This is a genomic window from Nocardia sp. X0981 (genome assembly GCF_977089955.1).
Map to the genome: position 1 here is coordinate 1,333,777 of NZ_OZ372435.1, position 24,128 is coordinate 1,357,904.

The window sequence follows — 24,128 nt, forward strand, 5'->3', positions numbered from 1 at the left end:
TCGGCCCCCGCGCTGAGGCATCGAGAGCACCATCGCCGGGTTGACCGGATATCGGCGATTGACGATCCGCTACGAACGCCACGGCCATCTCTTCGCGGCATTTCTACAACTCGCTGCCGCTCTCACCTGCTACGAGAAACTCCCCAGGTAAGACACCCTCTAATTCTCGGAACCTGTCGGGGCCTCGGGAGGGACCGAGGAGTCCGCGCGGGTTTGCTCGCGCTCTGCGAGCAGAACGAGTAGTTCTCTCATACGGTCCAGGACGCCTTCTGTTCGCTGCAGCGAACCGTAGAGGTAATGCTGCAGGATCAACCCTTCGAGAGCGGCGAGCAGTAACGCCGCCCATTCTTCCGTCGAGTCGTGGATGCCGAGCGTCTGCAGAGTCTGAGAGATATCGGCGATATAATGCTCATAACCAGCGACTACCGCGCTCTTCTCGCTAGAACCGCGGATGGCCGTCAGCGCAAGGTCGAAGTACACGATCTGACGATCCTGCTCCGCGTCGAGAACCTCGACGAAACCGCGACCGAAGTCGTCGGCCGTCTTCACGTTCAGCGGAGCAGCGGCTCTGTCGCGTTGGACTGTGGCGCGCATCGCTTCGGCGAGCATCGCTTCGCGTGTCCCGAAATAATGTCGGACCAAGCCGTGTGCGACCGACGCGCGGCCCGAGACCGATCGGTAGGTCACCTTCTGCTGGCCTTCCCGGCCGATGATCTCGATCACCGCGTCGAGCAGCCGCTCTCTGGCGGGCTTCTCTACATTGTCGCGCGCCGTTTCGGGCGTATCCACCACAACCCTCTCCGTTGCGTCCGCATGCCTGGCCTTACCAAGCGTAGCGGTTAGGGTGACGCGGCCCGGATCACGGCGTTGCCGGTTCGCTCAGCGAAATACCGCGGCTGAGGTCCGCGTCCCGGCGACAGATCTCGCGCCTCATGGGTGCAGATGGCACCTGGTCGTCCGATGATTGCCGGCGGTTGCTTCCACGTTGGGAGACACTGATTTCGGAGATGGCCGAACTACGATTCCTCCTGCCCGCGTCTACCTTTCGTTGCTAATTCGTCGACATTCCGATGTCACTCGGTCGGTGCGCGCATTCCTGCGGAAAGACCGGCCCCGGCAGATCCGCATTCGAACTCCGCCGCCGCGCGTCGATGACCGTGGCGAAGTGGCGTAAACGCTTCATCGAACATGGTCTGCCCGGGCCGATGAGCCTCGGCCGATCCGGCCGCCGTCGATCCTGCTGGACCGGGTGGAACAGGGCTGGCGTTGCCCCCTGGAGCAGCCTCCGCGTGATGCCACGCATTGGTCGCGGTCGTCGACCGTTCGCCTGGCGCAAGACCGCCGAGGAAATCCTCGACTCCCTCGCCCGATATATCCAACGTATTTCAGACGCGGGACACTAGCCTCCCCTGTTCATGGCAATTCCGGCACGAAGTGCCGGAATTGGCGAAAAGGTGCTCTGACCTGCGATAATTCGATTTGCTGAAGACCGAAATCGAGATCGTGGGAGCACCCTTTCGGTGAGTGAGTCTATGTCGTGGTATCCATCGCTGAAGATCTCGGTCGACGGGTCGCCGGTCGTGTCGCAGGCCGGGGCGGGATTGCTGCTACGGACGGTGGAGAAAACCGGGTTGAGCAGGAGGTTGTCCGAGGGATTGGCGCCGTGGCGTCGGTCGGGTGCGGTGCATGATCCGGGCAAGGTCGTGGCCGATCTCGCGGTGATGCTCGCACTCGGCGGCGACTGTGCCTCGGATCTGGCGGTGCTGCGAGCCGAACCGGGCGTATTCGGTGCGGTGGCCTCGGATCCGACGGTGTCACGGTTGATCACTGCCCTGGCCCGTGATGAGCGCAAAGCACTGGCGGCCATCGCCTCTGCTCGCGCGCAAGCGCGAGCCCAGGCGTGGAAGCTCGCGCAATCCAGTGCCCCCGACCACGGGATCGACCCGGTGTCACCGTTGATCATCGATCTCGATGCGACCCTGATCGACGCGCATTCGGAGAAACAGCAGGCGGCACCGACGTTCAAGCGGGGATACGGTTTCACCCGCTGTGGGCGTTCATCGACCACGGCCAGACCGGCACCGGCGAGGCAGTCGCAGTGCGGTTGCGGCCGGGGAACGCCGGCTCGAACACCGCGCATGACCACAAGCAACTCCTGGCTGATGCCCTGGCGCAACTGCCGGGCGCCCGGAGTTGGCGTGTCGGGCGGAAAGTGCTGGTCCGCGCCGATTCCGGAGGCTGGACCCACGAGTTCCTCGACTACTGCCACCGCCGCCGGTTGCAGTACTCGGCCGGGTTCGTCCTGACCGGCGATATCGTCGCCGTCCTCGACGAACTCGGCGACCACGACTGGCTCCCCGCCTGCGACGGCGACAGGAAAACCCGCCTCGGCGCCTGGGTCACCGAGGTCACCGACCTGGTCGATCTGTCGGGCTGGCCGCCGGGAATGCGACTGGTGGTGCGCAAGGAACGCCCGCACCCCGGTGCGCAGTTGCGGTTCACCGACCACGACGGACTGCGGTTGACCGCGTTCGTCACCAACACGCGATCAGGGTCGCTGCCCGAGCTGGAGTTGCGGCACCGCCGCCGCGCCCGCTGCGAGGACCGCATCCGCGCTGCGAAAGACACCGGCGCACGCAACCTCCCGTTCCACTCCTTCGCCGCGAACCGGATCTGGGTCGAGATCGTCGCACTCGCCCTGGACCTGACAGCCTGGATGCAGACACTGGCCTTCACCGGCGATCCCGCACGCCGCTGGGAGGCGAAAACACTACGGCTACGGCTGTTCTCGATCCCGGCCCGGCTGGCCCGCCACGCCCGCCGACTTCACCTGCGCCTGCCGGCACACAACCCTTGGACCCCTCTCACGCTCACGGCCTTCACCCACCTAGCAGTCCCCTGACCAGCATAAACCCGCCCCTCAACACAGAAGGACACACTCTCCGGGCCCGTGGAACCCGGCAGCCAACCCGCTGTTCGGGCAGCTACCGCTGCCCGAACAGCGAAACAACCACCTCAGGCCCCGACCGGACCCATCAGCACAAATCACGAAAAATCGAGGCTAGGCGGCCGCCCGCGCCGACCAGCCGTAGAAGGTCGCTGAGGTCCCTGGCGCCACGACCGCGCTGGGCGCACCCGTGCAATCGTTGTTAGCGTAGACCAGGAAGTCCCGCGTGCTGCGGTTCTCAAAATGGATATCGCGCGCAAACCCACTGGCCCAGCACGCGTTCAGATCACTCAGCTCGAGCTCGTTGTCGACGATCACGACTTCCCGTCCATCGCCGAAACCGGCAGATCCGGTCGGGAACGACGACGCGGATGGCGCCGCGATGCACGCGGCGGCCAATGAGAGGGCGCCTGCGATGACAATTCTTCCGGAATTCATCCGTCGATGGTATAGCGGCCCTGCTCGGCTCCGCCCATCCAGGCTCCAGCCCTGTTGAGAAGGCATTCGTTCTACGAGGCAGCACAGTCCGCTGACTGCCGGAGACTCTGGGCGATCGTCGGTCCAGATTCTCGATGCGAAGTTGTGATCAGAGGACAAGATGCCCTCTGGCCGAAAGCTTGAGCGAGCGCCGAAGCCGCTCTCGGGAGTGGCTCGGCACAGCGCCCGGTGATCAGTGCATCGAGAGATCCTCGACCAGCTGGGCGCCGCCGATGATTTCGATAGGAGCGCAGCGCCCCTGGATGCGGCGAGCGTGCGCGCGGAAAAGGGGTTCACTGACCGGCCGCAGCCGGTCGACCGCGAAACAGAATCCAAGATCCACATCATCTCGGATGCGAACGGAATACCGATGGCCGCCGGCGTTTCTGTCGGGAACACCCACGATTCGGTGATGCCGACGCCAAGTGTCGCCTCAGCTCCGCCCGTGCGCTCGAGGCGATATCCGCGCCGCGGCAAGCCTGCCAATCTGCGCGGCGGGCAAGGGCTACAACCTCGATGTCCATCGCCGGTGGCTGCGTGCTCGCGGAATCCTGCCTCGGATCGCCCGTCGAGGGACCGAGGACCCCACTAGTCTCGGCAAGCACCGCTGGAAGATCGAATGGACCATTGCGTGGCTGACCGAATATCGACGGCTGACGATCCACTACGAACGCTATGGCCAGCTCTTCGCGGCATTCTCCAACTCCGGCAGCTCTCGCCTGCTGCAAGAAACTCCCCACGTAAGACACCCGCTTCGTATATTGGGGGTGCTTTACGTGTATTGGGGTGCTTTACGTGGAGCCCGCTGCCATTAATACGCTGATAGCGGGCCATATCGGCTTCTCGGTCCTGGCCGCGTGGCACGCCGACGCGGGGAGGAGTAGCCGCTGTTGACGCCGCCCGTGTTGGGTTCTCCGGCCCTCTTGCCGAATACCGCAACCGCGCTGCCGCCCCGTGAATGCAGGCTCTGACCGCGAAGTCATCGACGAGTTCGAGCCCACGCAGAGGTGGATTTCCCCACGTTGCTGCGACCATCCTGCTCTGCTCGCGGTCATCCGTACTAGCTGGACATTTTTACTGGACTTCTGCAGTTATCCATGTGGATAATGACATGAGGGGCGGCGAGCAGCGGAATCGGCCGTCGGAAAGCCACGACACAGTCAGGAGTGTGGAGTGATGTTTGCGAAAAGCGATGTTCCCTCCGCGCTGAGTGCACATCCCGCCTTTGTCGGCCGCGATATCGACCGCGCGAGGGCGACTACGAGTCGCGTCGTGGACCCGCACGGTGTCAGAGTCATCGGTCCGCGGGATCAAGCGCGCGTCCGGCTGTTCGCCGCCCAGATCAGCACCGTCACCCTGGCCTATCTGGACTGGGGGACCGAAGTCGAGATCACTGCACCCGATGTCTCCAACTGTTACTGCCTACACCTGCCGGTGCGCGGAAAAGCGCGGGTGGAGAGTGGCGATCAGAGAATTGTCGCGTCGGCGGCACGGGCGGCGCTTACCACTCCCGAGGACTCGCTGCGGATGATGTGGGCCCCGGATACGGCTCAGATGATCTTACGCGTGGAGCGCAGTGCGATCGATGAGGGCCTCAGAGAACTACTCGGCCGACCGTTGCGCAGAGGGCCGATCCGGATGCCCTTGGGTATCGATCTCTCCGGGGTTACCGGAGTTCGCTGGAAATCGGTGTTGGAACTGGTCACCGCGGAGATCGTCATGCGCGATTCGCTGGAACTGCACGGCGGGCCTACGGGCGGTGCAAGCGCTGCTGCAATCAACGATCTGGTGGTAAATGCACTGCTGTTGTGGCATCCACACAACTACACCGATCTGCTGACGGCGGCCGCCGCCCCCGCGCGTGCGCCGCACATTCGACAGGTCGTGGACTACATCCTGCAACATCTGGACGAACCGTTGCAGATCGGCGCGTTGGCCACTCAGCACAATGTCAGTATCCGCGCGCTGCAGGCGGGGTTCATCCGGGACCTGGGCTGCACCCCGACCGAGTTCATCCGGAATCAGCGCTTGGAGCGAATTCATCAGGAACTGAGCAAAGCCAGTCCCGTCGAAGGGGTCAGTGTGTCGGAGGTAGCTCAACGGTGGGGATTTTCGCACCTCGGACGCCTGTCGCAGGTTTACCGGGCGCGATATGGCGAACTACCGTCTCGAACCCTGCGCGAGCTGTGAACGCCGCGCTTTGTGAAAGTCGAGCTGACAGGCGGCATCCGCGATGACGCGTCGTTGACCGCCGCGCCACGGGCTGTGCCGGTGTGAACCCTGCACGGCAGCGCTGGAGAAGCCCCCATGGTGCGCCTGTGCTGGCGCCGGGCACGACGAGCGGATCGCCGTGGACGTCGGTGCGTTGCGCGAAGGAAGTCGTACCTATTGCGTGGTCGCGGCTGGATGGCCGAGAGTGGCGACCTGTGAGAGATCCCCGCGCGTGTGGATAAATCCGGATGTGCACGCTGTGTCGTAACCGACGCCCTCAGGGGCGGCACACCCGACGGCCGGACCCTCGAACTGCTCGCCGAATACGCCCGGACGCCACTGTTTCCCGGCCTGAGCCGTGGCCGCCTCCGGCCGGGTGCTCGCTCGGGCTGTACCGAGTTGTATCGGTGCTCGCCTGCAGGAGCGGCATGCAGCAAGGGTGACGGGCATCGGCGGGCCGAACCGGTGGCCCCGGCGCGCGGAGGAGCCGGGGCCGCGGATAACGGTTCACCGTTTCGCGGACGCCTCGAGCGCCGCGAGCACGACCGGCGGCGTCAGGGGCAGGGACACTATGTTCGCTGCGGCGGGCCCACCGATAGCATCGTTCACAGCGCACGCGATCGCGGCCGGTGTGGCGATCGAGGACCCTTCGCCCATCCCCTTGACGCCCTCCGGCGTATGCGGTGAGGGTGTCGTCAGATGGTCGATCGATATCTCGGGTAGGTCGTTCGCCCGCGGGAGCACATATCCGTGGTAGCCCGTCGCAAGGGGCTGCCCCGAGTCGTCGTACACCTGCTCCTCCATGAGGGCGAGGCCCACGCCCTGTGCCACCCCCCCGCGGATCTGCCCTTCTACCAGTGCGGGGTTGAGCATCGTCCCGCAGTCCTCGACCGCGACGAGCCGCTGGACCGAAACGCGGCCGGTTTCCGGATCCACCTCGACCACGGCGATTACGACACCGTTCGAAAAGGTCGGATCGGAGTCGAAGAAAGCCTCGGCAGTCATCGATGGATCGTCGAGCACCGAACGTATGCGCAGATCGAAGTGCGCAGCCTGCGCGAGTTCGGCGAATGAAATTCGAGCCTCGGCGACGCCCTTTATGCCGACGAAGCCGTCGCGGCACTCGAGTGCTTCCTCGGGCGTATCCAGGAGCAGCGACGCGACGTGCAGAAGTTTCTCCCGTAGCCGTCCCGCGGCCGCGAGGATCGTTCCGGTTCCGAAGACGGTGCTTCGGCTGGCGAACGATCCCATTCCCCATGGGGTTCGGCCTGTATCGCCGTCCACGATGACGACATCAGCCGGGGCGATGCCGAAAGCATCTGCCGTCACCTGAGCGAACACTGTGTGATGGCCCTGCCCGTGTGAACATGTCCCGACTGCGACGGTGAGCTTGCCGGTAAGGTCAATCGTCACCCGTGCTCGGTCGTGACTGAAGATATTGACCCCGCTGGTGAGTTCCGAACGTGTCCCCATCGCGGTCATCTCGATGAACGGGGAAATGCCGATTCCGAGCAGTCGGCCCTTCGCCCGCGCCGCGGCCTGGTGTATCCGGAAGTTAGGGTAGTCGACCTGTGACAGGGCCTTGTCCAGACTGGCCGCGTAGCTGCCGCCGTCGTAGTTCATGCCGGTCAGCGACCGGTGCGGTCGGCCGTTGAGCAGGTTGCGCCGGCGCAGTTCCACCGGATCGGTGCCCGTGGCGCGCGCGAGATCGTCGAGGAGCAGCTCACGAATGAGCTGTGCTCCGGTGAACCCCACTCCCCGATAAGGCGCGATGGGTGCTTTGTTGGTGAGGACGCCCGCGATGTCGAATGCATAGGCTCCGAAACGGTAGGGGCCGGGAACGGCCTGTGCGGTCATCGCGTAGTCGATCAGCCCGCCCGGCGCGGAGTACGAGTACGCCCCGGTATCCCCGACGAATCGTCCCCGCGCGGCCAGAAGGTGCCCGTCGGCGTCGGCGGCTATCTCGAGTTCGAGTTGCTGTTCTTTCGCCTGCGGCGCGGCGGTGAAGTTCTCGGTGCGATCCTCGATCCATTTGACGGGCCGGCGAAGCTGCATGGCCGCCCAGGCGACGCAGATGTCTTCGGGAAAAATGAAATCCTTCGGGCCGAACGCCCCACCGACCGCAGGCGCCACGACGCGAATACGATTCTCGGGTAGGCCCAGGGCCGTCGCGAGGAAGAATCGCTGCTGGTGCGGAGCTTGACTCGAGATCCAGCAGGTGAGTTCCTCGGTGGCCGGGTCCAATGCCGCCACGATGCCCCTGGCCTCCATCGCAGACGACATCGCCCGCCCCAGGTGCATCCGGCGGCGCACGATGTGGGCGGCGTCGCGGAACGCCGCCGCGGTGCCCGAGTCTCGTTCGGCGCGGTGGTAACAGTTGCCGGGTACATTCTCGTGGATCAGGGGGGCGTCGGGTGCGAGAGCACTCTCGATCGAGCTGACGGGCGCCAAGGGCTCATACCGGACCTCGACCAGATCGGCCGCGTCCTCGGCGACGTAGCGGTCGACCGCGATCACGACGGCGACCGGTTCCCCGACGAAGCGAACCTTGTCTCGCGCCAGCGCACCACGCGGGGTCGGTAAGACGTCGGGGACCTCGACCAGATGCGTCAACGGCGTGGTAGACACCATGTCCACGGCGGTATAGACAGCGAGGACACCCGGCAGTTGCCGTGCGGCCGCCACGTCGATCTGCAGGATGCGGGCGTGAGCGAACGCGGCGCGGACGAATGCGGCCTCGACGGTGCCGGGAGGGGTGAGATCGCCGACGTAGCGAGCGGCTCCGGTGAGCATCTTCGGGTCCTCGAAGCGTTCGAGAGGTCGACCCACCCAGCGCCGGTCGGCGAACGATGCGGTGTCGGTGCTCACGGCCGGACCTCGTCGGAAGAGTTCGTGTCCCGGGACTCGGCGGTGGCGACGACCGCGTCGACGATGCCCTCGTAACCGGTACAACGACAGAGGTTGCCGGTGAGGTGCTTGCGGGCGGTTTCGGCGTCGATCTCCACATCCGAGTCCAGCAGGGCTGTCGCGGTCATCAGGAACCCCGGCGTGCAGAAGCCGCATTGCAAACCGTGGAATCTACGGAAGGCCGCCTGTAACGGGCTCAGCGTGCCATCTTCTGCAAGGCCCTCGACGGTACGGATCTCCTGGCCGCTGACTTGGACTGCGAAGACGAGGCAACTGCGCACAGGCACCCCGTCGACGTGCAGGGTGCAGGTGCCACATGACCCGTGTGAGCATCCCACCTTCGTACCGGTGAGGCCGAAGTCCTCTCGGACAGCATCGACGAGAAGCTTCCGGTCCGGTATCTCCGCCGAGCGCTCGATGCCGTTGACGATTAGTTCGACTCGGGTCACAGTTCCTCCTTGATGCGGTGCACGGCCGTCGCGAGAGCACGACGCGCCAGAACTTCGACGAGTTGCTTCCGGTATGTGGCTGTCGCGTGGATGTCGTCGCGCGCTTCGATCGCACGCGCCAGCACATTCGCGGCTTCGGCGAAGAGCGTTGCGCCGGGAGCATTTCCGATCAGCGTGGTCTCCGCTGTCCGGGCGCGTACAGGTACCGGTGGGGCGCCGAGTACGCTCAGCGCGGCGTGGACGATCACCCCGTCCGCCATATCGACGCGGGCGGCGACACCCGCGAGCGCGTAGCCACCGTTGCGGGGAGCGACCTCATGGAAGGCCGTTCCCGAGGCGGTGCCGAGAATCGGGACCCGGACCGCCACCAGCAGCTCGTCCGGCGCCAACGCGGTCGTTGTGGCGTCCAGGAAGAACTCGGTGGCAGGAATCGTCCGACGTCCTCTCGAAGACATCGTCACCAGTTCCGCGTCGAGAGCAAGTGCGACCGAGGGCATCTCAGCGAACGCGTCGCCGTGCGCGAGGCTGCCGCAGACGGTGCCGGCATTGCGTACCTCAGGGTAGGCGACGAATCCGAGGGCCTCGATCAGCATAGGCACTGCGGGCCCGATCTCCGTGTTCTGTTCTACAACACGCTGCCGGACCGCCGCGCCGATCTCGACGTAGCCCTCGGAAACGCCGAGAGTGTCCAGACCCTCCACGTGCATGATATCCACAAGGCGAGTGGGCTTTTCGAGTCTCTGATTCATCAGCGGAATCAAGCTCTGCCCACCGGCCAGTACTTTTGTTTCGTTGCCGTGAGCAGCCAGCGAAGCGATAGCGCCCTCGAGAGATACCGCACGCTCGTAGACAAACGGCGCGGGCTTCATCGAGCCGCCCGCAGGCCACCGTTTACTGTATTCACTTCGTCACTATCTCCCGACCCGAGCACGGCTCACTATCCGCGTGACGCGCGTCTCTATCCGGTATGCGCTGTGATACGGGCCATGCCCTTGTCGTTCATTGGCTACTGAATACATTCGAGGCGTGGATGACGAGTTCGCCCCTGTGGAAATCGTACGATTGCCAGTGATCGGCGATCGGCGGCAAGAGTTGTTGACCCTACTGCAGACGCATTCCTATTTCGCGCAGACCGATATTGCGACCTATCGGATACTTACTGCTGGGGAAAACGACGAAGTCGTGTTGCTCATCGACTGGGCCGACCCCGGCGCGCCGGAACGCGCACTGGCATCGTCGGCCGGTGTCGACTTTCTCGAGCGAGTGAGGTCGATCCTGAGCGGTCCTCCGATCATTTCCTACCACCGAAGCGTGCCATGACCGCGGGCAGGCAAACCGGTGTGTCACGTGACGAACTGCGTGACGGTTACGCAACGGTCACCGAAATCGATGGTGCGAAGGTCATGTTGATTCGGCTCGGCGACGAGATCCGGGCGGTCTCGGCTTGGTGCACGCATCTTCGCACCCTCATGGGCGACCAGCCGGTCGCCGAGGACGGCTTGGTCGAATGCCCCCTGCACGGCGCGGTGTTCGACAGTGCCGACGGTTCTCTTCAGCTCGGGCCGTTCTGCAAATCCCTGCCGGTGTACGAGGTCGAAGTCGATTCGAATGGAGCCATCGCGATCACCCTGCATACCGACACCGAGAACGCACCCGCTCCCCGAACCTCGAGTTTCGGTTCGTGGGGGGCGCCCCGCAACTGAAACGTCCTATCTACTACGACCTCACGGAGTCGCGATATGACAATCGAAACGCAACGGCCAGCGGGCCGGCTGGCCGACGGTACCAGACTCACCGACCTGGTCGACGAGAAGGAGGGGCACGTCTCCCGGCGGATCTACGGTGACGCCGAGATATTCGAGCTCGAGCAGGAGCGAATCTTCCGGCGGACATGGAACTTCCTCGCCCACGAGTCCGAGTTCGCCCGCCCGGGAGACACAATCACCCGCACACTGGCCGGGGAGCCGATCGTCCTCGTCATGGGAGACGACCGCCAGATCAGGGCGTTTCTCAATTCGTGCCGGCATCGCGGAATGCGAGTGTGCCGTGCGGACCGGGACAACTTGAAGTTCATGCGCTGCGTCTATCACGGATGGGCGTACAACCGGGACGGATCGCTCGCCGGTGTCTTCGCCGAGCAACTCTACGACGCAAAACGGCTGCGCAAGGAAGAGCTGGGCCTGATTCCCGTGACGCAGGTCGATTCCTATGCGGGATTCATCTTCGGAACGTGGAATCCGGAGGCACCCACGCTGGCCGACTACCTGGGCAACATGCGTTTCTACTTCGACCTCATCGCGAATCGCTCCGCGGAAGGTTCCGAGGTAATCGGGGTCCCGCACGTGTGGGAGGCCGCAACCAACTGGAAATTCGCCACGGATAATTTCACCGGGGACAACTTCCACCTGTATACCGCGCACGGCAGTATGGTCGAACTCGGCCTGTTGCCGCCGGACCCCATGGCCCTCTCCGGTGGGCATCTGATCACCGCGGAGGGCGGCCATGTTCTCCACGTGGTGCCCGGGCCCCCGGAATTCAACTATCTCGGAATGCCGCGTGAAATGGTGCCGGAGTTCAAGCAGCATCTGAGCATTCCGCAGCAACAGGTCATGGAGAACATCTCGTTCAGTGTGGGAACAGTTTTCCCCAACTTCTCCTATCTCCACGTGCTCGTCGCGAAGGCGGAGGGGGCGCTACCCTGTCCGTTTCTCTCGTTCCGGTTCTGGGAGCCGATCGCGCACAACCGGACGCGCATCCACTCCTATCTGGTGGTCGACAAGTCGGCCCCCGAGCAATTCAAGCGGGAGACCGCCGAAGCATATGTCCGTACTTTCGGCCCCTCGGGAACCTTCGAACAGGACGATACCGAGAACTGGGAGGATTGCACGCTGGTCAACAGCGGCAAAATCGCGCAGCGATACAACTTGCATCACGGTATGGGTCTCGACCTCCAGCCCGACCCCACATTTCCCGGGCCGGGACAAGCGTACCCGGGCTCCTACGGTGAACGAACCCAGCTCGCATTCTATGGCGAATGGCTACGCTGGCTGACCGAGCACGACCCCATCGCGGCCCGAAGGGAGCCGTTGGGATGACCGAACGAACACACCGTCGCGCTTCGCTCGGCCACGGTACCGCAATCCACGACGAAATCAGCGACTGGACCACCCGCGAGGTCCATCTACTCGATGACGGGCTGCTGGAAGAGTGGTACGCGACACTGCATCCCGATATCACCTATTCGATGCCTCTGCGGCTCAGCCTGATGCCGAAGGACGGGCCGGGCTTCCGTGATGACATGGACTATTTCATGGACGACCACGCATCGATACGAATGCGGATCAACCGCCTGAAGACGGAGATGGCGTGGGCAGAACAGCCGGGTTCGCGTACCCGCCACCTCGTGACCAACCTGTCGGTCGAACTCACCGGCGTCCAGACATACGACGTTCGAAGTCAGTTCTTCGTCACACGGGCACGTGCCGATCAGTCGCCGGACCTCTTCTCCGGTGTACGCGAGGACGTACTGGTCCGTGACGAAAGTGGTGCGTTACTTCTGAAGAAGCGGCGCGTTCTGCTCGACCAGAGCGTATTGAAGTCTTTCAACCTCAGTTTCTTCTTCTAGAGATGCAACTGGTCCAACGAAAAGGTGAAACGTGGCCATGATGCGCTATGACGTCCACGCAAAACAAGAGCTCGAGGATCGGATTCGTCGATCCGTTGTTCCGGAACAGGGAAAGATCCCGATGTTCGTCTACACCGACCCCGGTGTCTACGAACTGGAACTGGAGCGCCTGTTCGGACGAACCTGGCTGTTTCTCGGCCATATCTCCGAAGTGCCGAATCCCGGCTCGTTCGTCGTTCGCACGATGGGTGAGGAATCGGTCATCGTGGGCCGTGGAGACGACAGCGTCATCCGGGTGTTCCTGAACGCTTGCCGGCATCGCGGAATGCGTCTGGCCTGCGAGGATTTCGGGGAGGTGAACATGTGGCGTTGCCCCTACCACGGTTTCACCTACGGCTCCAAGGGGGACTTCCTCGGTACTTTCATGGGAGCGCCTTTCGAACGGGTCGCCTACCCGGAAGGACTGGACCGGGGCGCGCTACATCTGGTCGAGGCGCGTTGTGAGGTCTATCAGGGCCTGATCTTCGCGACATGGACGGCAGCAGGCCCGTCACTGGAGGACTTCCTCGGCGATATCCGGTGGTATCTGGATCTCATCGTCGGCCGTGCCGAAATGGAGGTTGTGGGGGTCCCCGAGAAATGGGTGGTCCCGACCAATTGGCGCCTACCGTCGGAAAACTTCGCCTCCGATGCCTATCACACGGCAACGGCTCATTCGTTCTTGGCACGCCTGAACATGGTGAAGGGAGTCGACTTCGGTAGGGACGGCTACCATGTCGACCCCGGCGGCGGCCACGGGCTCGGCGTCGGGGTGCACTTCGACGAGCAATCCTACTTTCCCGACGAACTCCGCCACGAGTACAAACGCCACCTCGATTCCGACCAATTGACGACGCTGTCGCGGCTGAAGAATATGCACGGCAACGTGTTTCCGAACTTCACCTTTCTCATCCCGAACTTCATCGAGATCGAAGGCCGCCGCGTCAGCGGAGCGATGCTGCGGGTATGGCAACCCGCCGGACCGGGACGCACACAGGTCTGGTCGTGGCATCTGGTGGAGCGCGACGCCCCGGCCTGGTGGAAGAAGCTCGGCCGGCGCATGTACACCCAGACCTTCAGTTCATCCGGAATGTTCGACCAGGACGACACCGAGAACTGGGAATCTCAGACCAGATCGTCCGACGCTGCCCTGTATCGCCCCGTCGATTTCGATCTCCATTACGGAATGGGTTTGGGGATGACGCCGCTCGACCGTGCCGAATTCCCCGGCCCCGGTCAGGTATTCGACGGCAAATTCAGTGAATCCGCCGCACGGTCGTACTACCGGGTGTGGCGCGAGCATCTGCTGGAGGTGAACCGATGACCCGCACAATCCGAGCCGTCGATCTGTCCACGCGAGTGGAGGTCGAGGACTTCTACTCACGAGAGGCCGAGCTACTCGACAACCGGCAGTGGGAACAATGGCTGGAACTCTTCGCACCCGAGGTGGAGTACACGGCACCGATCCGGGTGACCCGGAAGAGTCCCGCATCTGACATCATCGATGCTCTAGGGCATTTCGACGACACGCTGCCTTCGCTCACGCTTCGGGTGCGCCGGCTCCGGACCGATGTTGCCTGGAGCGAGGACCCACCCTCACATACTCGCCGCTTGATCACCAACCTCCGGGTCAGTGCTGCTGACGAGCCTGGCCGGCTGGACGTCCGAACCAATTTCCTGCTGTACCGCAGCAGGGGCGATTTGGGTGCTCACGACCTGATCGTCGGAGAACGGCAGGACCGGCTGCGACGGGAGAAAACGACCCTGCTGATCGCACGCCGCCGGATCATCATCGACCAATCCTCCATGTCCACAAAGAACTTGGGAGTGTTCCTCTGATGCTGGTAGCCATCGACCTCTCACTGTGCCAGGGCTACGGCAACTGTGTGTCCGCCGCCCCTGACTATTTCGATATCGACGACGCGGGCCAGGCCGTACTGCGGAAGGCCCACGCTGTCTCACCCGAAGAGATAGAGCAGGTGCGGGCCGCCGTCCCGATGTGCCCGGTGGCCGCGATCACCCTGCACGAAGGGGAGCGCGAGTGAGCGGCATCCGCGCCGGTGCCTCCGGCCACATTGAGTACATGGACCAAGCGCCGCGCTCGACCGGCAGCAGGAAGGTGGTCCGGTGAGTACCGCAGTCGTCTCCATCGGCCTCAGCCACACCGGTGATTCGGCCGGTACTCCCTTGGCCGGTGACGCGATCATCTGCGACGGCGGCATGATCACCTGGATCGGATCGTCGAGTGAGGTATCGGCAGCCGACCATGAACTGGTGATCGATGCCCAGGGCGCGGGAGTCGTACCCGGTCTGATCGATTCGCACGTGCACACGACTTTCGGCGACTACACCCCCCGACAGAAAACTGTCGGGTTTCTGGAGAGCTATGTCCACGGCGGTGTGACGAGGGCGCTCAGCGCCAGCGAGGTCCATGTCCCGGGCCGCCCTAGCGATGTCGAGGGAGTCAAGGCCCTTGCGGTCGCGGCTCAGCGGGCCTTCCGGAATTTCCGGCCCGGCGGAATGACCGTCCATGGCGGGTCCGTCATCCTGGAGCCCGGGCTGACGAGACAAGATTTCGACTACCTGCGGGCCCAGGGCGTACGCCTGGCGAAGGGCGGATTCGGCGCGGTGTCCTCGCCACTGGATTATGTGCAGCTCGTTGCTGACGCACGTGCTGCCGGAATCGTCACCACAGTGCACACGGGCGGCGGCTCGATTCCGGGAACTCTGGAACGGATGGATGCCGACGCGCTGCTGGAGATCGATCCGGATATCTCCTTCCACGTCAACGGCGGGCCCACCGCCATGTCGGTGCGGGACAACGAACGAGTGGTGCGAGAGAGCACCATGGCACTTCAACTCGTGATGGCGGGCAATCTGCGATCCTCACTGGATATCTGTCGTGTGGCACGCAACCACGGGCAGGAGCACCGCATCCTGATCGCCAGCGATACGCCGACGGGCACCGGTGTGGTGCCTCTGGCGTTGTGGCACCTCACTGCCGAGCTCGTCTCGCTCGGCGGCCTGACCTGGCAGCAGGCCGTTGCGAGCATGACCGGGCAGGTGGGTGCGGTCTACGGGCTCGACGCGGGCCGGTTGGAGGTCGGGCGTCCGGCCGATCTCGTGGTCCTGGACGCGCCGCTGGGATCGATGGGGAAGACGTGGGCGGACGCACTCGAAGTGGGTGACGTGCCCGGCGTGTGCGCAGTGGTCACCGATGGCGTTCTGCGCTTCACCAAGAGCCGGAATACGCCGGCGGCCCGCCGTTCCGTGCGGCTGTCGGGGCCCGCCGCATTCGACCGAGAGAACTACTGATCACCGATTGATGTGAAAGAGGACCAACGATGAGTGAGCTCAGGATCCGAGCCTGGCAGACGACGGTGGAAGAGATCCACATCGACGGTGGAACACCGGTCGAGACACCACTGGTGAAGGCTGCGGTGGCAGCGGTCGTCGAGAACCCCTACGCCGGTACCTACAGCGAGAATCTCGACGATCTGATCGCACCGAGCGGGGAGCTCGCCGAGGAACTGGTCGCTCGTTGTCTGCGGGCGCTCGGAGGCGCGGAAGCCCAGAGCTGCGGAAAAGGCGCGATCGTCGGATTGGCGGGCGAGCAGGAGCACGGTGTCGCATGCTTGACGACTCCGTTCGGCGACGCGATGCGCGACGGAATCGGCGGCACCGGGTGGGTGACCTCGGCCACCAAGCTGGGAACCGCGGGCACCAGTATCGATATCCCGCTGGCCTACAAAAAGGCACTGTTCGTCCGTGAGTTCTACGACGCGATCACCGTGTCGATCCCAACCGGCCCCCGGCCCGATGAGATCGCCGTCATCGCGGCCATGGCAACCCGCGGACGTGTACATCACCGGGTCGGCGGGCTCGCTGTCGAGGACGCGATCGGAGACGGCCTGCGGTGACCGAAGGAATCCTGTTCTCCCAGATGTCCCCGCCGCCCGGCTGGGAAGAGGACTTCGACGACTGGTACGAGAACGAGCATATCCCCGCCCGACTGGTGATCGATGGTTTCTCCCACGCACTGCGCTACCGGCAGCAAGGGGACCCGTGGCACCTGGCGTGCTATTTCCTAGACGACATGGCCGCGTTGAAAACGCCGGCCTACGAGACACTCAAGTCCGACCCGCCCGACCGGACCGCGCGAATGCTCGCGAACGTCAGCCACTTCACAAGGTATATCGCCGATCAGATCTCCGACACCGCTCCCGACGGCACCCCCAGCGACGAAACCGGTGGTGACCACGTGCTGTTCGCCGTCGCGTTCAATGTTCCGGCTGAGGAAGAGGGCGATTTCGAGGGCTGGTACGAGGACGAACACGTACCGCTGCTCATGAAGGTGCCCGGCTGGCTGCGGGTGCGCCGGTATCGCGTTCGCCCGGGCTCTGCGGGGCCCGAGTGGACGCACCTGGCACTACACGAGATCACCGGACACGACGCGCTGGCGGCGCCGGAGCGAAAAGCCGCCCGCGATACCCCGAGGCGGGCCGAGCTGGCATCGCGGCCCTGGTTCACCAGCGGGCGCTGGGTCTACGACCCGATCTCGATCACCCGATCTGTTTCGAAAGGCAATCGATAATGGCACTGCCGTACAGCCGTGGAGATATCAAGGACCGCGCGAAGAACGAATGGGAAGGCGGTTGCGCGGTCACCCTTCCCTCCTTTACCGAAGACTTCTCCGGTCTGAACGAAGCCGGGATCCGGCACGATGTGGTGCACGCCGCCCGCCTCGGGTTCTGGGGGACGCTGGTGGCTTCCGAGAGCGGCACCGATTTCGACGAGTACAAGCGTTTTCTCGAGGTGGCGGTCGAGGCGGCCCCTGCCGGTTTCAAGATCGTCGCCCACCTCAGTTTCGACACAGTGGAGCAGTCGTTGGAGGTCGCCCGGCTCGCCACCGATCTCGGTGCCGAGGCGGGACTCCTGTCCTATCCGCAGAGTTTCCGACCCCGCAGCGCCGCAGAGATCGTCGAGCACACCCGGTACGTAACCGACCGTACCGACCTGGCGATGATCCTGTTCGCGGCGTCGACCTGGGGGTTCAAACCACTGGCGCCGAACGGATTCCCGCTCGAAGCGCTCGAGGAGATGAGCAAGCTGGAAACCGCCGCGGCGCTGAAGTACGAAGGTGGCGGCGGAGCGTTCCTGTCGTCGTTCGTCGAGGTCCACGACAAGTGCGCGTCGCATCTGATCGTGCAGAACCCGATGGAGCAGCACGCACCGGCACTGTCGCGCCTGTTCGATGTGCGGTGGTGGGGGACCAGCGGATACGACTCCTTCGGCGACAGAGTTCCGGCCATGATGCGCGAACTCAACGCCGGCAATTACGACACGGCGATGCAGATCTTCTGGAGTTATAACGCCGGCCGCGAGGCCAAGAGCGCCTTCCACGCCACCTTCGCCGGGGCGAACCTGATCCACCGCAACGGCTGGAAGTACCTGGGCTGGTTGAACGGGTTCAACGGCGGGCTGCTTCGGATGCCGCAGATGAGGCTGGCCCCTGGACAGATGAAGGCGTTGCGCGCCGGGCTGGCCGCGTCGGGGTTCGACCTCCCCGCCGACGACGACGAATTCTACGCGGGTCGTGCACGGTGACCGTTCATCTCGATAGTCACACGATCAGGTCCCTGTGTACCGAGGAGGTCGCCTACGAGGCCGCGCAGATCGCGCTGGAAGGCCAGCGGCAGGGCCGCTTCGCGCTACCTCCGCGCATCGACGTGGACCTGCCGAGCGGATTCTTCCGGTCGATGCCCGCCGCCCTCGGAGACGTGATGGGCACAAAGCTCATGACATCGGCCCGGGGCGTGGGCAATCGCTACTTGTTGCTGCTCTACCGTCAGGAAACCGGCGAGCTGCTGGCAACTCTGGACGCCTCGGAAGTGACCAAGCTACGGACCGCGGCCACGACTGCCGTCGCGGGTAGTTTGTTGTGCCCGGACGGCACCGATGTGCTTGGTTTGGTGGGCACCGGATTCGAGGCGGAGGGTCACCTGCGTGCCTTCGCGCGGCTGTGGCCACTGCGGAAGGTACGGGTCTTCGGCCGCGACGCGCGAAGGCGGGGCGCCTTCGCCGCCCGCTTGAGCGCGGAAACCGGTGTCGAGATCGAGCCGGTCCAGGATATCTCCGAGGTGGTAGCCGCCTGCTCGGTCACGGTGTTGTGCACCAAATCGCCCAAGCCGGTGGTCGACGGAACGGCTTTCGCCACCGGTGCGACGGTGCTATCCATCGGATCCACGCGGCCGGATCTGCGCGAACTCGACGATACGACGTTCTCCCGCGCCAGGGCGGTCCTGGTCGACGACGTGCGCCAGGTTCTCCAGGAGTCCGGGGACGTGGCCAGCGCGGTGGACAACCTCGCCATCTCGGGGCGGTCTCTGGTGAACATGTCCGATTGGGACGCCGGTTGCACCGTTGAGAGCGAAGGCCGGGACCTGCTGTTGTTCAAATCGGTGGGTACCGCGCTTCAGGATCTCGCGCTGGGCGCGGCGATCTTCGACAGCGCTGTCCGGCGCCGGCTCGGCCGTGACATCGGGGATATCAGCGAACTCAAAACCGCACCGACATCGAACAAGGAACGAGTATGACCGCAGCAGCAGAAGCGATCGCGACAGCCCGGGACGTGCCCAGTGGGTTGTTGATCGACGGCAGGTGGTCGACAACCGGGGCGACCTTCCCGGTATGTGACCCGGCGACCGGTCAGGAACTCGCGACAGTGGCCGATGCGACTGTCGACGAGGGATTGCTCGCCCTGGAGTCGATAGTGGCCGCCGCGCCGGACTGGGCCGCGACGCCCAGCCGTGTCCGCGCCGAACTTCTTCGGCGTGCCTACGATGCGCTCATCGGCCGCCGCGAAGAATTTGCTCGCCTGATCGTCGCCGAGATGGGTAAGCCACTGGCCGAGGCGCGGGCGGAAGTCGACTACGGGGCCGAATTCCTCAGATGGTATTCCGAGGAGGCAGTGCGACCAGAGGGCGCTTACCACCGGGCTCCCGACGGAGGGTCGCGCATGCTCGTGTCCCGGCGCCCGGTCGGACCCTGCCTGCTCATCACGCCGTGGAACTTCCCCCTGGCAATGGCCACCCGCAAGATCGCGCCGGCACTGGCAGCCGGTTGCACCGCGATCATCAAACCGGCGGCCGAGACCCCGCTGACAACAATAGAATTCGCTCGACTGTTCGTCGAAGCGGGGTTACCCCCCGGAGTCCTCGATGTCGTCACCACCCGCGACTCCGCAGGGGTGTGCGGTGCGCTCCTGGATTCGGGACAAATCAGGAAACTTTCCTTCACCGGCTCTACCGAGGTCGGCCGTCGGCTCATCGCACAATGTGGACCGAAAGTGGTCAGGCCGTCGATGGAACTGGGCGGCAACGCCCCGTTCATCGTGGCGGCCGACGCCGATATCGACCGTGCGGTCGAGGGCGCGCTCATCGCCAAGATGCGGAACATGGGCGAAGCATGCACCGCGGCCAACCGTTTCCTCGTGCACCGCGATATCGCCGCCGAGTTCGCCGAATCGGTGACCGCCCGGATGACGGACTTGGTCCTCGGGCACGGACTCGATCCATCGACTCAGGTGGGCCCGGTCATCGGCGAGCGCGCTCGGCACACCCTCGCCACACTGATCGCGGACGCGGTCGGCAGAGGGGCACAGCTCCTGACCGGCGGGAATCCGGTCGACGGACCGGGCACATTCTTCGAGCCCACAGTTCTGGGCGATGTGCCGGTCGAGGCGCAGATGTTCACCGAGGAGATCTTCGGCCCGGTGATCGGAATAACGGCTTTCGAAGATATGGACGAGGCAATTCGGCTCGCGAACGCCACCGAGTACGGACTCGTCGCCTATCTGTACACCCGCGACGTCGAGAATGCTCTGCGGCTCACCGAACGGCTCGATTTCGGGATGGTGGCGATCAATCGCCCACTGGTGTCCAATGCTGCCGCACCTTTCGGCGGTATCAAGCAGTCAGGTCTTGGACGTGAAGGCGGAAGGGAGGGAATCAATGACTATCTCGACCTCCAGTATGTCGCGATCGACGCTTGAGTACGGGGATATCGGTCAGCTCGAGCGCCTGGTGGTGCGAGTTCCCGATCCCGAGGCAACAGCGACATTCCTGTCCACCGGCTTCGATCTGCGGATCGAACCGAGCGAGAGCGGGTTGCTGGCGGTCTGCCACGGAGAGTACGGGCGTGACGCGGGGCAGGGGGCCATCGAGCTGGTGGCGGGACCCGAACTCGCGGTGGAGAAAGTGGTATTCGGTCTTCCCCGCGACGCTGAGCTACGCGAGCTCGGATCGATGCTCGAGGGCAGCGAGGTCACCGACTCGGCCTTGACGCTGACCGAGCCCGGAGGCATCACGGTCACCCTCGAGACACGTGACTCACTGCGGGTACCGCTTCCTCCGTCCTCGACGATCCGGCCTCGGCGGATGGGCCACATCAATCTCAAATCTCCGGCACCCGCCGCTTCCGCGGCATTCTTCACCGACGTCCTGAGGTTGCGGCTGTCGGAGTACATCGGCGAAACGCTGTACTGGATGCGCACCGATACCGAGCACCACAACGTCGCATTGCGCCCGGGATCACGACCGAGCGTGCATCACGTCGGTCTGGAGGTCGCCGGATGGCACGGCTACCAGCCCATTTTGGACAACCTGGATGCCCAGGGATACAAAATCGAGTACGGACCCGGCCGCCATCGTCCGGGCCGGAGTCTGTTCACCTACGTGTGTGACCCGTCGTCCGGGCTTCGTATCGAGCTGTTCGCCGATATGGCGCATATCGCCGATCCTGACGCTGCGCCGATCGGGTGGGAGCCGGGAGACCGCCTGTCCACAACTTTGAACGCGTGGGGACCGTTGCCGCCGCAGTCCTTTCTCGAGTGACGCGATGAGCCAGTACCCGGGCCCGGTCGGCCCCGATCGTCGACAAGCTCCTCCGGAGGAGGGTTCCATGGATTCTGCCACTGTAGGCGGTGGGCTCGACCTGTCGATCGTGGGAGTCGACGCGCGGCTCACCGGCCGCCGCATCACGGCCGACTACATCGCGGAGTCGTTACGAAACGCCATCAACGCGGGCGACCTCGGGGACGGAGCCCCGCTCAACCAGGTCGAACTCGCCGCTCACTTCGGAGTTTCCCGGGTGCCGGTCCGCGAGGCGCTGCGCCAGTTGCAAGCGGAAGGGCTCATCGACTCCCGAGCGCACAGATTCTCGTCTGTGCGCGGTACCGACCCCGAGCAGCTCATGGAAGTGTTCTCGTTACGCGGCGTGATCGAGGGTTGGATCATCGAACGCGCGGTGCCGGTTGTCGATGCGGGCAGCCTGGCGCGAGCAGCGGGGATCAACCAGCGATTGCGCGAAGAGAGCGACCACCCCGCCTGGCTGGCCCTGAATACCGAATTCCACGACGCGATCATGGCGCCGGCCGGTACCCGTACCGGGCTCGATGTCCTGAGGCCGTTGCGGCAGCGTTCCGAGCGGTATGCCCGGTTGTGGTCCAGGAGCAACGGAGTGCACCGTCCCATTGCCTCGACCGAGGAGCACGAGGAGATCCTGCAGTTCATGGCGGCGGGCGACGCTGCAGGGGCGAGGGCAGCTGCTGAACAGCATGTTCTCCACTCCTGTGCGGCTGTTCTCGAGGCCGGGCGCCGGATGCGCGGGGACGACGCCGACCGCTCCGGCCTGTCGCCGAGCTGACCGACACATTCCCGAAGAACCAGGAGAAGATCTCGTGACCCTCGCAGTTCCACCACCACGATTCGGCTCGGACGTCATCGTCGACCTGCTGATCGAGGCCGGTATCGAGCATGTCGCCTTCAATCCCGGCGCCAGTTTCCGTGGCATCCACGATTCGCTGGTGCATCGTCCGGGAGCGCCGGAGATCACGTTGTGCATGCATGAATCTGTCGCGGTCAGCATGGCGCAGGGGTACGCGAAGGCAGCAGGTAAACCGATGGCTGCGCTGCTGCACAATGTGGTGGGCCTGCAGAACGCTAGCATGTCGATCTACAACGCGTGGTGCGACAGAACGCCGATGATATTGATGGGTGGCACCGGGCCCAAAGCCACTCAACATCGCCGACCCTGGATCGACTGGATCCATACTGCGTCGGTCCAGGCGAACATCGTGCGCGACTTCGTCAAATGGGACGACGAGCCGCACGATGTGGGCGGGGTCGAGGAATCGTTCGCCAGGGCGCTGGGCGCAGCTGCCAGCGCGCCACACGGCCCGGTGTACCTCTGCTACGACGTCGACCTCCAAGAGGAGCCGCTGCCCCCCGAATTCGCCCCCGTCGGTATCTCGGAATACACGGTGCCCCGCGATCCGGCGCCGGCAGCCGAGGACGTCGACTGGATGTTCGCCCGGCTACGCGAGGCCCGCCGGCCTGTCGTTCTGGCGGGTTACGCGGGGTCGACTCCGGAGTCGTTCGCGGCGCTGGTGGAGCTCGCCGAAGCGCTGGGTGCGCCGGTGGTCGACACTGGGGTCCGACACGCTTTTCCCACCAATCATCCGTTGGCGGGTATGCACATTCCCGAGTTCCTGGACGAGGCGGACGTCCTGCTCGCTCTGGATGTCGAGGATATCCATACCCATCTGCGCAAGCGTTCGAGCCGGCACGACCTGACGATCCTGAACGTGTCGGTGGCGAATCTGAAGCTGCGATCGTGGGCGCACGACTACCAGTCCATGGTTCCGGGACGGTACATCACGGCGACCGCCGATCACGCGGTGGCCGCCCTGCTCGACCGTGTACGGTCGGCTCCCCTCTCACCGGAACGTGTCGGGAACAGAAGCGCTGCGATCGCAGCGCGGACCTCCCAGGCCAGGCGCCACTGGAAACTCGCGGCCAGCGCTGCGACCGGTGACGGTGTCATACCGCTCGAGCGTGTCCTCTACGAAATCGCCGACGCGGTGACCGGTACCGACTTCGTTCTCGGCGGCGGCACCAACGCCCGCCTGGAGCACACGCTGTTCGACCTCGATAGGGCCAGGCAATACACAGGATGGGCCGCCGGCGGTGGACTCGGCTACGGTGTCGGTGGCGCCTTGGGTGTCGCTCTCGCGCAACCACCCGGGACGATCACCATCGATATCCAGGCCGACGGGGATCTGCTGTTCCTCCCGTCGGCGCTGTGGACCGCGGCCCACCGCTCGCTTCCGGTACTGATCGTCGTCAACAACAACCGCCAGTACGGGAACACCGTCGAACACGCGATCCAGATCGCCGAGCAGCGCGGGCACGACGACCGCCTCCGCTATGTCGGAGCGGGACTCGCGGACCCGGCGGTGGATCTGGCCGCCATGGCCCGCTCTTTCGGTGTCTGGGCATCCGGCCCGATAGACCGCGCCGATCTGCTGGCCGAGACCCTCGGGGAAGCGATGTCGGTAGTGGGCAGCGGTAAGCCGGCGCTCATCGACGTCCGCACGCCCGGATTCTGAAGTGGAAGGACTTTCTCATGTCAA

23 protein-coding genes and 1 pseudogene are annotated in these 24,128 nt (G+C 64.4%); 18 read left to right on the forward strand and 6 right to left on the reverse strand.

The window, feature by feature from the left end:
* Positions 1-159: 159 nt before the first annotated feature.
* Complete coding sequence (locus ACYR7D_RS05855) at positions 160-792, reverse strand: TetR/AcrR family transcriptional regulator (protein ID WP_459548602.1); 633 nt, start codon at positions 790-792, stop codon at positions 160-162.
* A gap of 728 nt (positions 793-1,520) precedes the next feature.
* Between ACYR7D_RS05855 and ACYR7D_RS05860 the strand changes: the two are divergent.
* Positions 1,521-2,902 (forward strand): annotated as a pseudogene (locus ACYR7D_RS05860) (IS1380 family transposase).
* A gap of 159 nt (positions 2,903-3,061) precedes the next feature.
* Here ACYR7D_RS05860 and ACYR7D_RS05865 read toward each other — a convergent pair.
* Both ACYR7D_RS05865 and ACYR7D_RS05870 read right to left on the reverse strand, forming a co-directional pair.
* Positions 3,062-3,385 (reverse strand): hypothetical protein, encoded by a 324-nt coding sequence (locus tag ACYR7D_RS05865; RefSeq protein WP_459548603.1) that lies wholly within the window; start codon positions 3,383-3,385, stop codon positions 3,062-3,064.
* Between the two features lie 232 nt (positions 3,386-3,617).
* Positions 3,618-3,827: a hypothetical protein gene (locus ACYR7D_RS05870; RefSeq protein WP_459548604.1), complete on the reverse strand. Its 210-nt coding sequence runs from the start codon at positions 3,825-3,827 to the stop codon at positions 3,618-3,620.
* 773 nt (positions 3,828-4,600) lie between these two features.
* Here ACYR7D_RS05870 and ACYR7D_RS05875 point away from each other — a divergent pair.
* The gene (locus ACYR7D_RS05875; protein WP_459550041.1) at positions 4,601-5,614 is read left to right on the forward strand and encodes an AraC family transcriptional regulator; all 1,014 of its coding nucleotides are present in this window, start codon (positions 4,601-4,603) and stop codon (positions 5,612-5,614) included.
* A 528-nt stretch (positions 5,615-6,142) separates the two neighbouring features.
* Here the strand turns inward: ACYR7D_RS05875 and ACYR7D_RS05880 are convergent.
* From ACYR7D_RS05880 to ACYR7D_RS05890, 3 genes are read right to left on the reverse strand one after another with little or no spacing between them, the layout of a single operon-like run.
* Complete coding sequence (locus ACYR7D_RS05880; RefSeq protein ID WP_459548605.1) at positions 6,143-8,503, reverse strand: xanthine dehydrogenase family protein molybdopterin-binding subunit; 2,361 nt, start codon at positions 8,501-8,503, stop codon at positions 6,143-6,145.
* Positions 8,500-8,991, reverse strand: coding sequence for a (2Fe-2S)-binding protein (locus ACYR7D_RS05885; RefSeq protein WP_459548606.1), 492 nt, complete (start codon positions 8,989-8,991; stop codon positions 8,500-8,502). Before ACYR7D_RS05885 ends, ACYR7D_RS05880 begins: the two co-directional genes overlap by 4 nt.
* Positions 8,988-9,860, reverse strand: coding sequence for an FAD binding domain-containing protein (locus tag ACYR7D_RS05890; protein WP_459548607.1), 873 nt, complete (start codon positions 9,858-9,860; stop codon positions 8,988-8,990). The genes ACYR7D_RS05885 and ACYR7D_RS05890 overlap by 4 nt, the downstream gene beginning before the upstream one ends.
* 157 nt (positions 9,861-10,017) lie before the next feature.
* Here ACYR7D_RS05890 and ACYR7D_RS05895 point away from each other — a divergent pair, with 157 nt between their 5' ends.
* The 16 genes from ACYR7D_RS05895 to ACYR7D_RS05970 all read left to right on the forward strand — a co-directional run bounded on the left by ACYR7D_RS05895 (position 10,018) and on the right by ACYR7D_RS05970 (position 24,104).
* The gene (locus ACYR7D_RS05895) at positions 10,018-10,311 is read left to right on the forward strand and encodes a hypothetical protein (protein WP_459548608.1); all 294 of its coding nucleotides are present in this window, start codon (positions 10,018-10,020) and stop codon (positions 10,309-10,311) included.
* A 20-nt stretch (positions 10,312-10,331) separates the two neighbouring features.
* Positions 10,332-10,694 (forward strand): Rieske (2Fe-2S) protein, encoded by a 363-nt coding sequence (locus tag ACYR7D_RS05900; protein ID WP_459548609.1) that lies wholly within the window; start codon positions 10,332-10,334, stop codon positions 10,692-10,694.
* 36 nt (positions 10,695-10,730) lie between these two features.
* On the forward strand, positions 10,731-12,086 hold the full coding sequence (locus ACYR7D_RS05905) for an aromatic ring-hydroxylating oxygenase subunit alpha (protein ID WP_459548610.1): 1,356 nt from the start codon (positions 10,731-10,733) through the stop codon (positions 12,084-12,086).
* The gene (locus ACYR7D_RS05910; RefSeq protein ID WP_459548611.1) at positions 12,083-12,616 is read left to right on the forward strand and encodes an aromatic-ring-hydroxylating dioxygenase subunit beta; all 534 of its coding nucleotides are present in this window, start codon (positions 12,083-12,085) and stop codon (positions 12,614-12,616) included. Before ACYR7D_RS05905 ends, ACYR7D_RS05910 begins: the two co-directional genes overlap by 4 nt.
* A gap of 121 nt (positions 12,617-12,737) precedes the next feature.
* Positions 12,738-13,979 (forward strand): aromatic ring-hydroxylating oxygenase subunit alpha, encoded by a 1,242-nt coding sequence (locus ACYR7D_RS05915; protein WP_459548612.1) that lies wholly within the window; start codon positions 12,738-12,740, stop codon positions 13,977-13,979.
* A complete protein-coding gene (locus tag ACYR7D_RS05920; RefSeq protein WP_459548613.1) occupies positions 13,976-14,494 on the forward strand; it encodes an aromatic-ring-hydroxylating dioxygenase subunit beta in 519 nt (172 codons plus the stop codon). The genes ACYR7D_RS05915 and ACYR7D_RS05920 overlap by 4 nt, the downstream gene beginning before the upstream one ends.
* Positions 14,494-14,700 carry a ferredoxin gene (locus tag ACYR7D_RS05925; RefSeq protein WP_459548614.1) on the forward strand — a complete coding sequence of 69 codons (207 nt, stop codon included), beginning with the start codon at positions 14,494-14,496 and terminating at the stop codon, positions 14,698-14,700. Before ACYR7D_RS05920 ends, ACYR7D_RS05925 begins: the two co-directional genes overlap by 1 nt.
* Before the next feature lie 82 nt (positions 14,701-14,782).
* Complete coding sequence (locus tag ACYR7D_RS05930; RefSeq protein ID WP_459548615.1) at positions 14,783-15,970, forward strand: amidohydrolase family protein; 1,188 nt, start codon at positions 14,783-14,785, stop codon at positions 15,968-15,970.
* A gap of 29 nt (positions 15,971-15,999) precedes the next feature.
* Positions 16,000-16,575 carry an amino acid synthesis family protein gene (locus ACYR7D_RS05935; protein ID WP_459548616.1) on the forward strand — a complete coding sequence of 192 codons (576 nt, stop codon included), beginning with the start codon at positions 16,000-16,002 and terminating at the stop codon, positions 16,573-16,575.
* Complete coding sequence (locus tag ACYR7D_RS05940) at positions 16,572-17,249, forward strand: hypothetical protein (protein ID WP_459548617.1); 678 nt, start codon at positions 16,572-16,574, stop codon at positions 17,247-17,249. The genes ACYR7D_RS05935 and ACYR7D_RS05940 overlap by 4 nt, the downstream gene beginning before the upstream one ends.
* Positions 17,249-18,262, forward strand: a complete 1,014-nt coding sequence (locus tag ACYR7D_RS05945) for a dihydrodipicolinate synthase family protein (protein WP_459548618.1) — start codon at positions 17,249-17,251, stop codon at positions 18,260-18,262. Before ACYR7D_RS05940 ends, ACYR7D_RS05945 begins: the two co-directional genes overlap by 1 nt.
* Positions 18,259-19,251, forward strand: a complete 993-nt coding sequence (locus ACYR7D_RS05950) for an ornithine cyclodeaminase family protein (protein WP_459548619.1) — start codon at positions 18,259-18,261, stop codon at positions 19,249-19,251. The genes ACYR7D_RS05945 and ACYR7D_RS05950 overlap by 4 nt, the downstream gene beginning before the upstream one ends.
* On the forward strand, positions 19,248-20,708 hold the full coding sequence (locus ACYR7D_RS05955) for an NAD-dependent succinate-semialdehyde dehydrogenase (RefSeq protein ID WP_459548620.1): 1,461 nt from the start codon (positions 19,248-19,250) through the stop codon (positions 20,706-20,708). The genes ACYR7D_RS05950 and ACYR7D_RS05955 overlap by 4 nt, the downstream gene beginning before the upstream one ends.
* Complete coding sequence (locus tag ACYR7D_RS05960; RefSeq protein WP_459548621.1) at positions 20,668-21,549, forward strand: VOC family protein; 882 nt, start codon at positions 20,668-20,670, stop codon at positions 21,547-21,549. The genes ACYR7D_RS05955 and ACYR7D_RS05960 overlap by 41 nt, the downstream gene beginning before the upstream one ends.
* A 67-nt stretch (positions 21,550-21,616) precedes the next feature.
* A complete protein-coding gene (locus ACYR7D_RS05965; protein WP_459548622.1) occupies positions 21,617-22,360 on the forward strand; it encodes a GntR family transcriptional regulator in 744 nt (247 codons plus the stop codon).
* 34 nt (positions 22,361-22,394) lie between these two features.
* A complete protein-coding gene (locus ACYR7D_RS05970) occupies positions 22,395-24,104 on the forward strand; it encodes a thiamine pyrophosphate-binding protein (RefSeq protein WP_459548623.1) in 1,710 nt (569 codons plus the stop codon).
* The last annotated feature ends 24 nt before the right edge of the window (positions 24,105-24,128 follow it).

Bases quoted from the DNA above. Each gene is read 5' to 3' on its own strand.
- ACYR7D_RS05935 (WP_459548616.1), top strand. From the start codon at position 16,000: ATGAGTGAGCTCAGGATCCGAGCCTGGCAGACGACGGTGGAAGAGATC.
- ACYR7D_RS05865 (WP_459548603.1), bottom strand. From the start codon at position 3,385: ATGAATTCCGGAAGAATTGTCATCGCAGGCGCCCTCTCATTGGCCGCC.
- ACYR7D_RS05955 (WP_459548620.1), top strand. From the start codon at position 19,248: ATGACCGCAGCAGCAGAAGCGATCGCGACAGCCCGGGACGTGCCCAGT.
- ACYR7D_RS05960 (WP_459548621.1), top strand. From the start codon at position 20,668: ATGACTATCTCGACCTCCAGTATGTCGCGATCGACGCTTGAGTACGGG.
- ACYR7D_RS05905 (WP_459548610.1), top strand. From the start codon at position 10,731: ATGACAATCGAAACGCAACGGCCAGCGGGCCGGCTGGCCGACGGTACC.
- ACYR7D_RS05915 (WP_459548612.1), top strand. From the start codon at position 12,738: ATGTTCGTCTACACCGACCCCGGTGTCTACGAACTGGAACTGGAGCGC.
- ACYR7D_RS05925 (WP_459548614.1), top strand. From the start codon at position 14,494: ATGCTGGTAGCCATCGACCTCTCACTGTGCCAGGGCTACGGCAACTGT.
- ACYR7D_RS05945 (WP_459548618.1), top strand. From the start codon at position 17,249: ATGGCACTGCCGTACAGCCGTGGAGATATCAAGGACCGCGCGAAGAAC.
- ACYR7D_RS05890 (WP_459548607.1), bottom strand. From the start codon at position 9,860: ATGAAGCCCGCGCCGTTTGTCTACGAGCGTGCGGTATCTCTCGAGGGC.
- ACYR7D_RS05875 (WP_459550041.1), top strand. From the start codon at position 4,601: ATGTTTGCGAAAAGCGATGTTCCCTCCGCGCTGAGTGCACATCCCGCC.
- ACYR7D_RS05920 (WP_459548613.1), top strand. From the start codon at position 13,976: ATGACCCGCACAATCCGAGCCGTCGATCTGTCCACGCGAGTGGAGGTC.
- ACYR7D_RS05965 (WP_459548622.1), top strand. From the start codon at position 21,617: ATGGATTCTGCCACTGTAGGCGGTGGGCTCGACCTGTCGATCGTGGGA.
- ACYR7D_RS05910 (WP_459548611.1), top strand. From the start codon at position 12,083: ATGACCGAACGAACACACCGTCGCGCTTCGCTCGGCCACGGTACCGCA.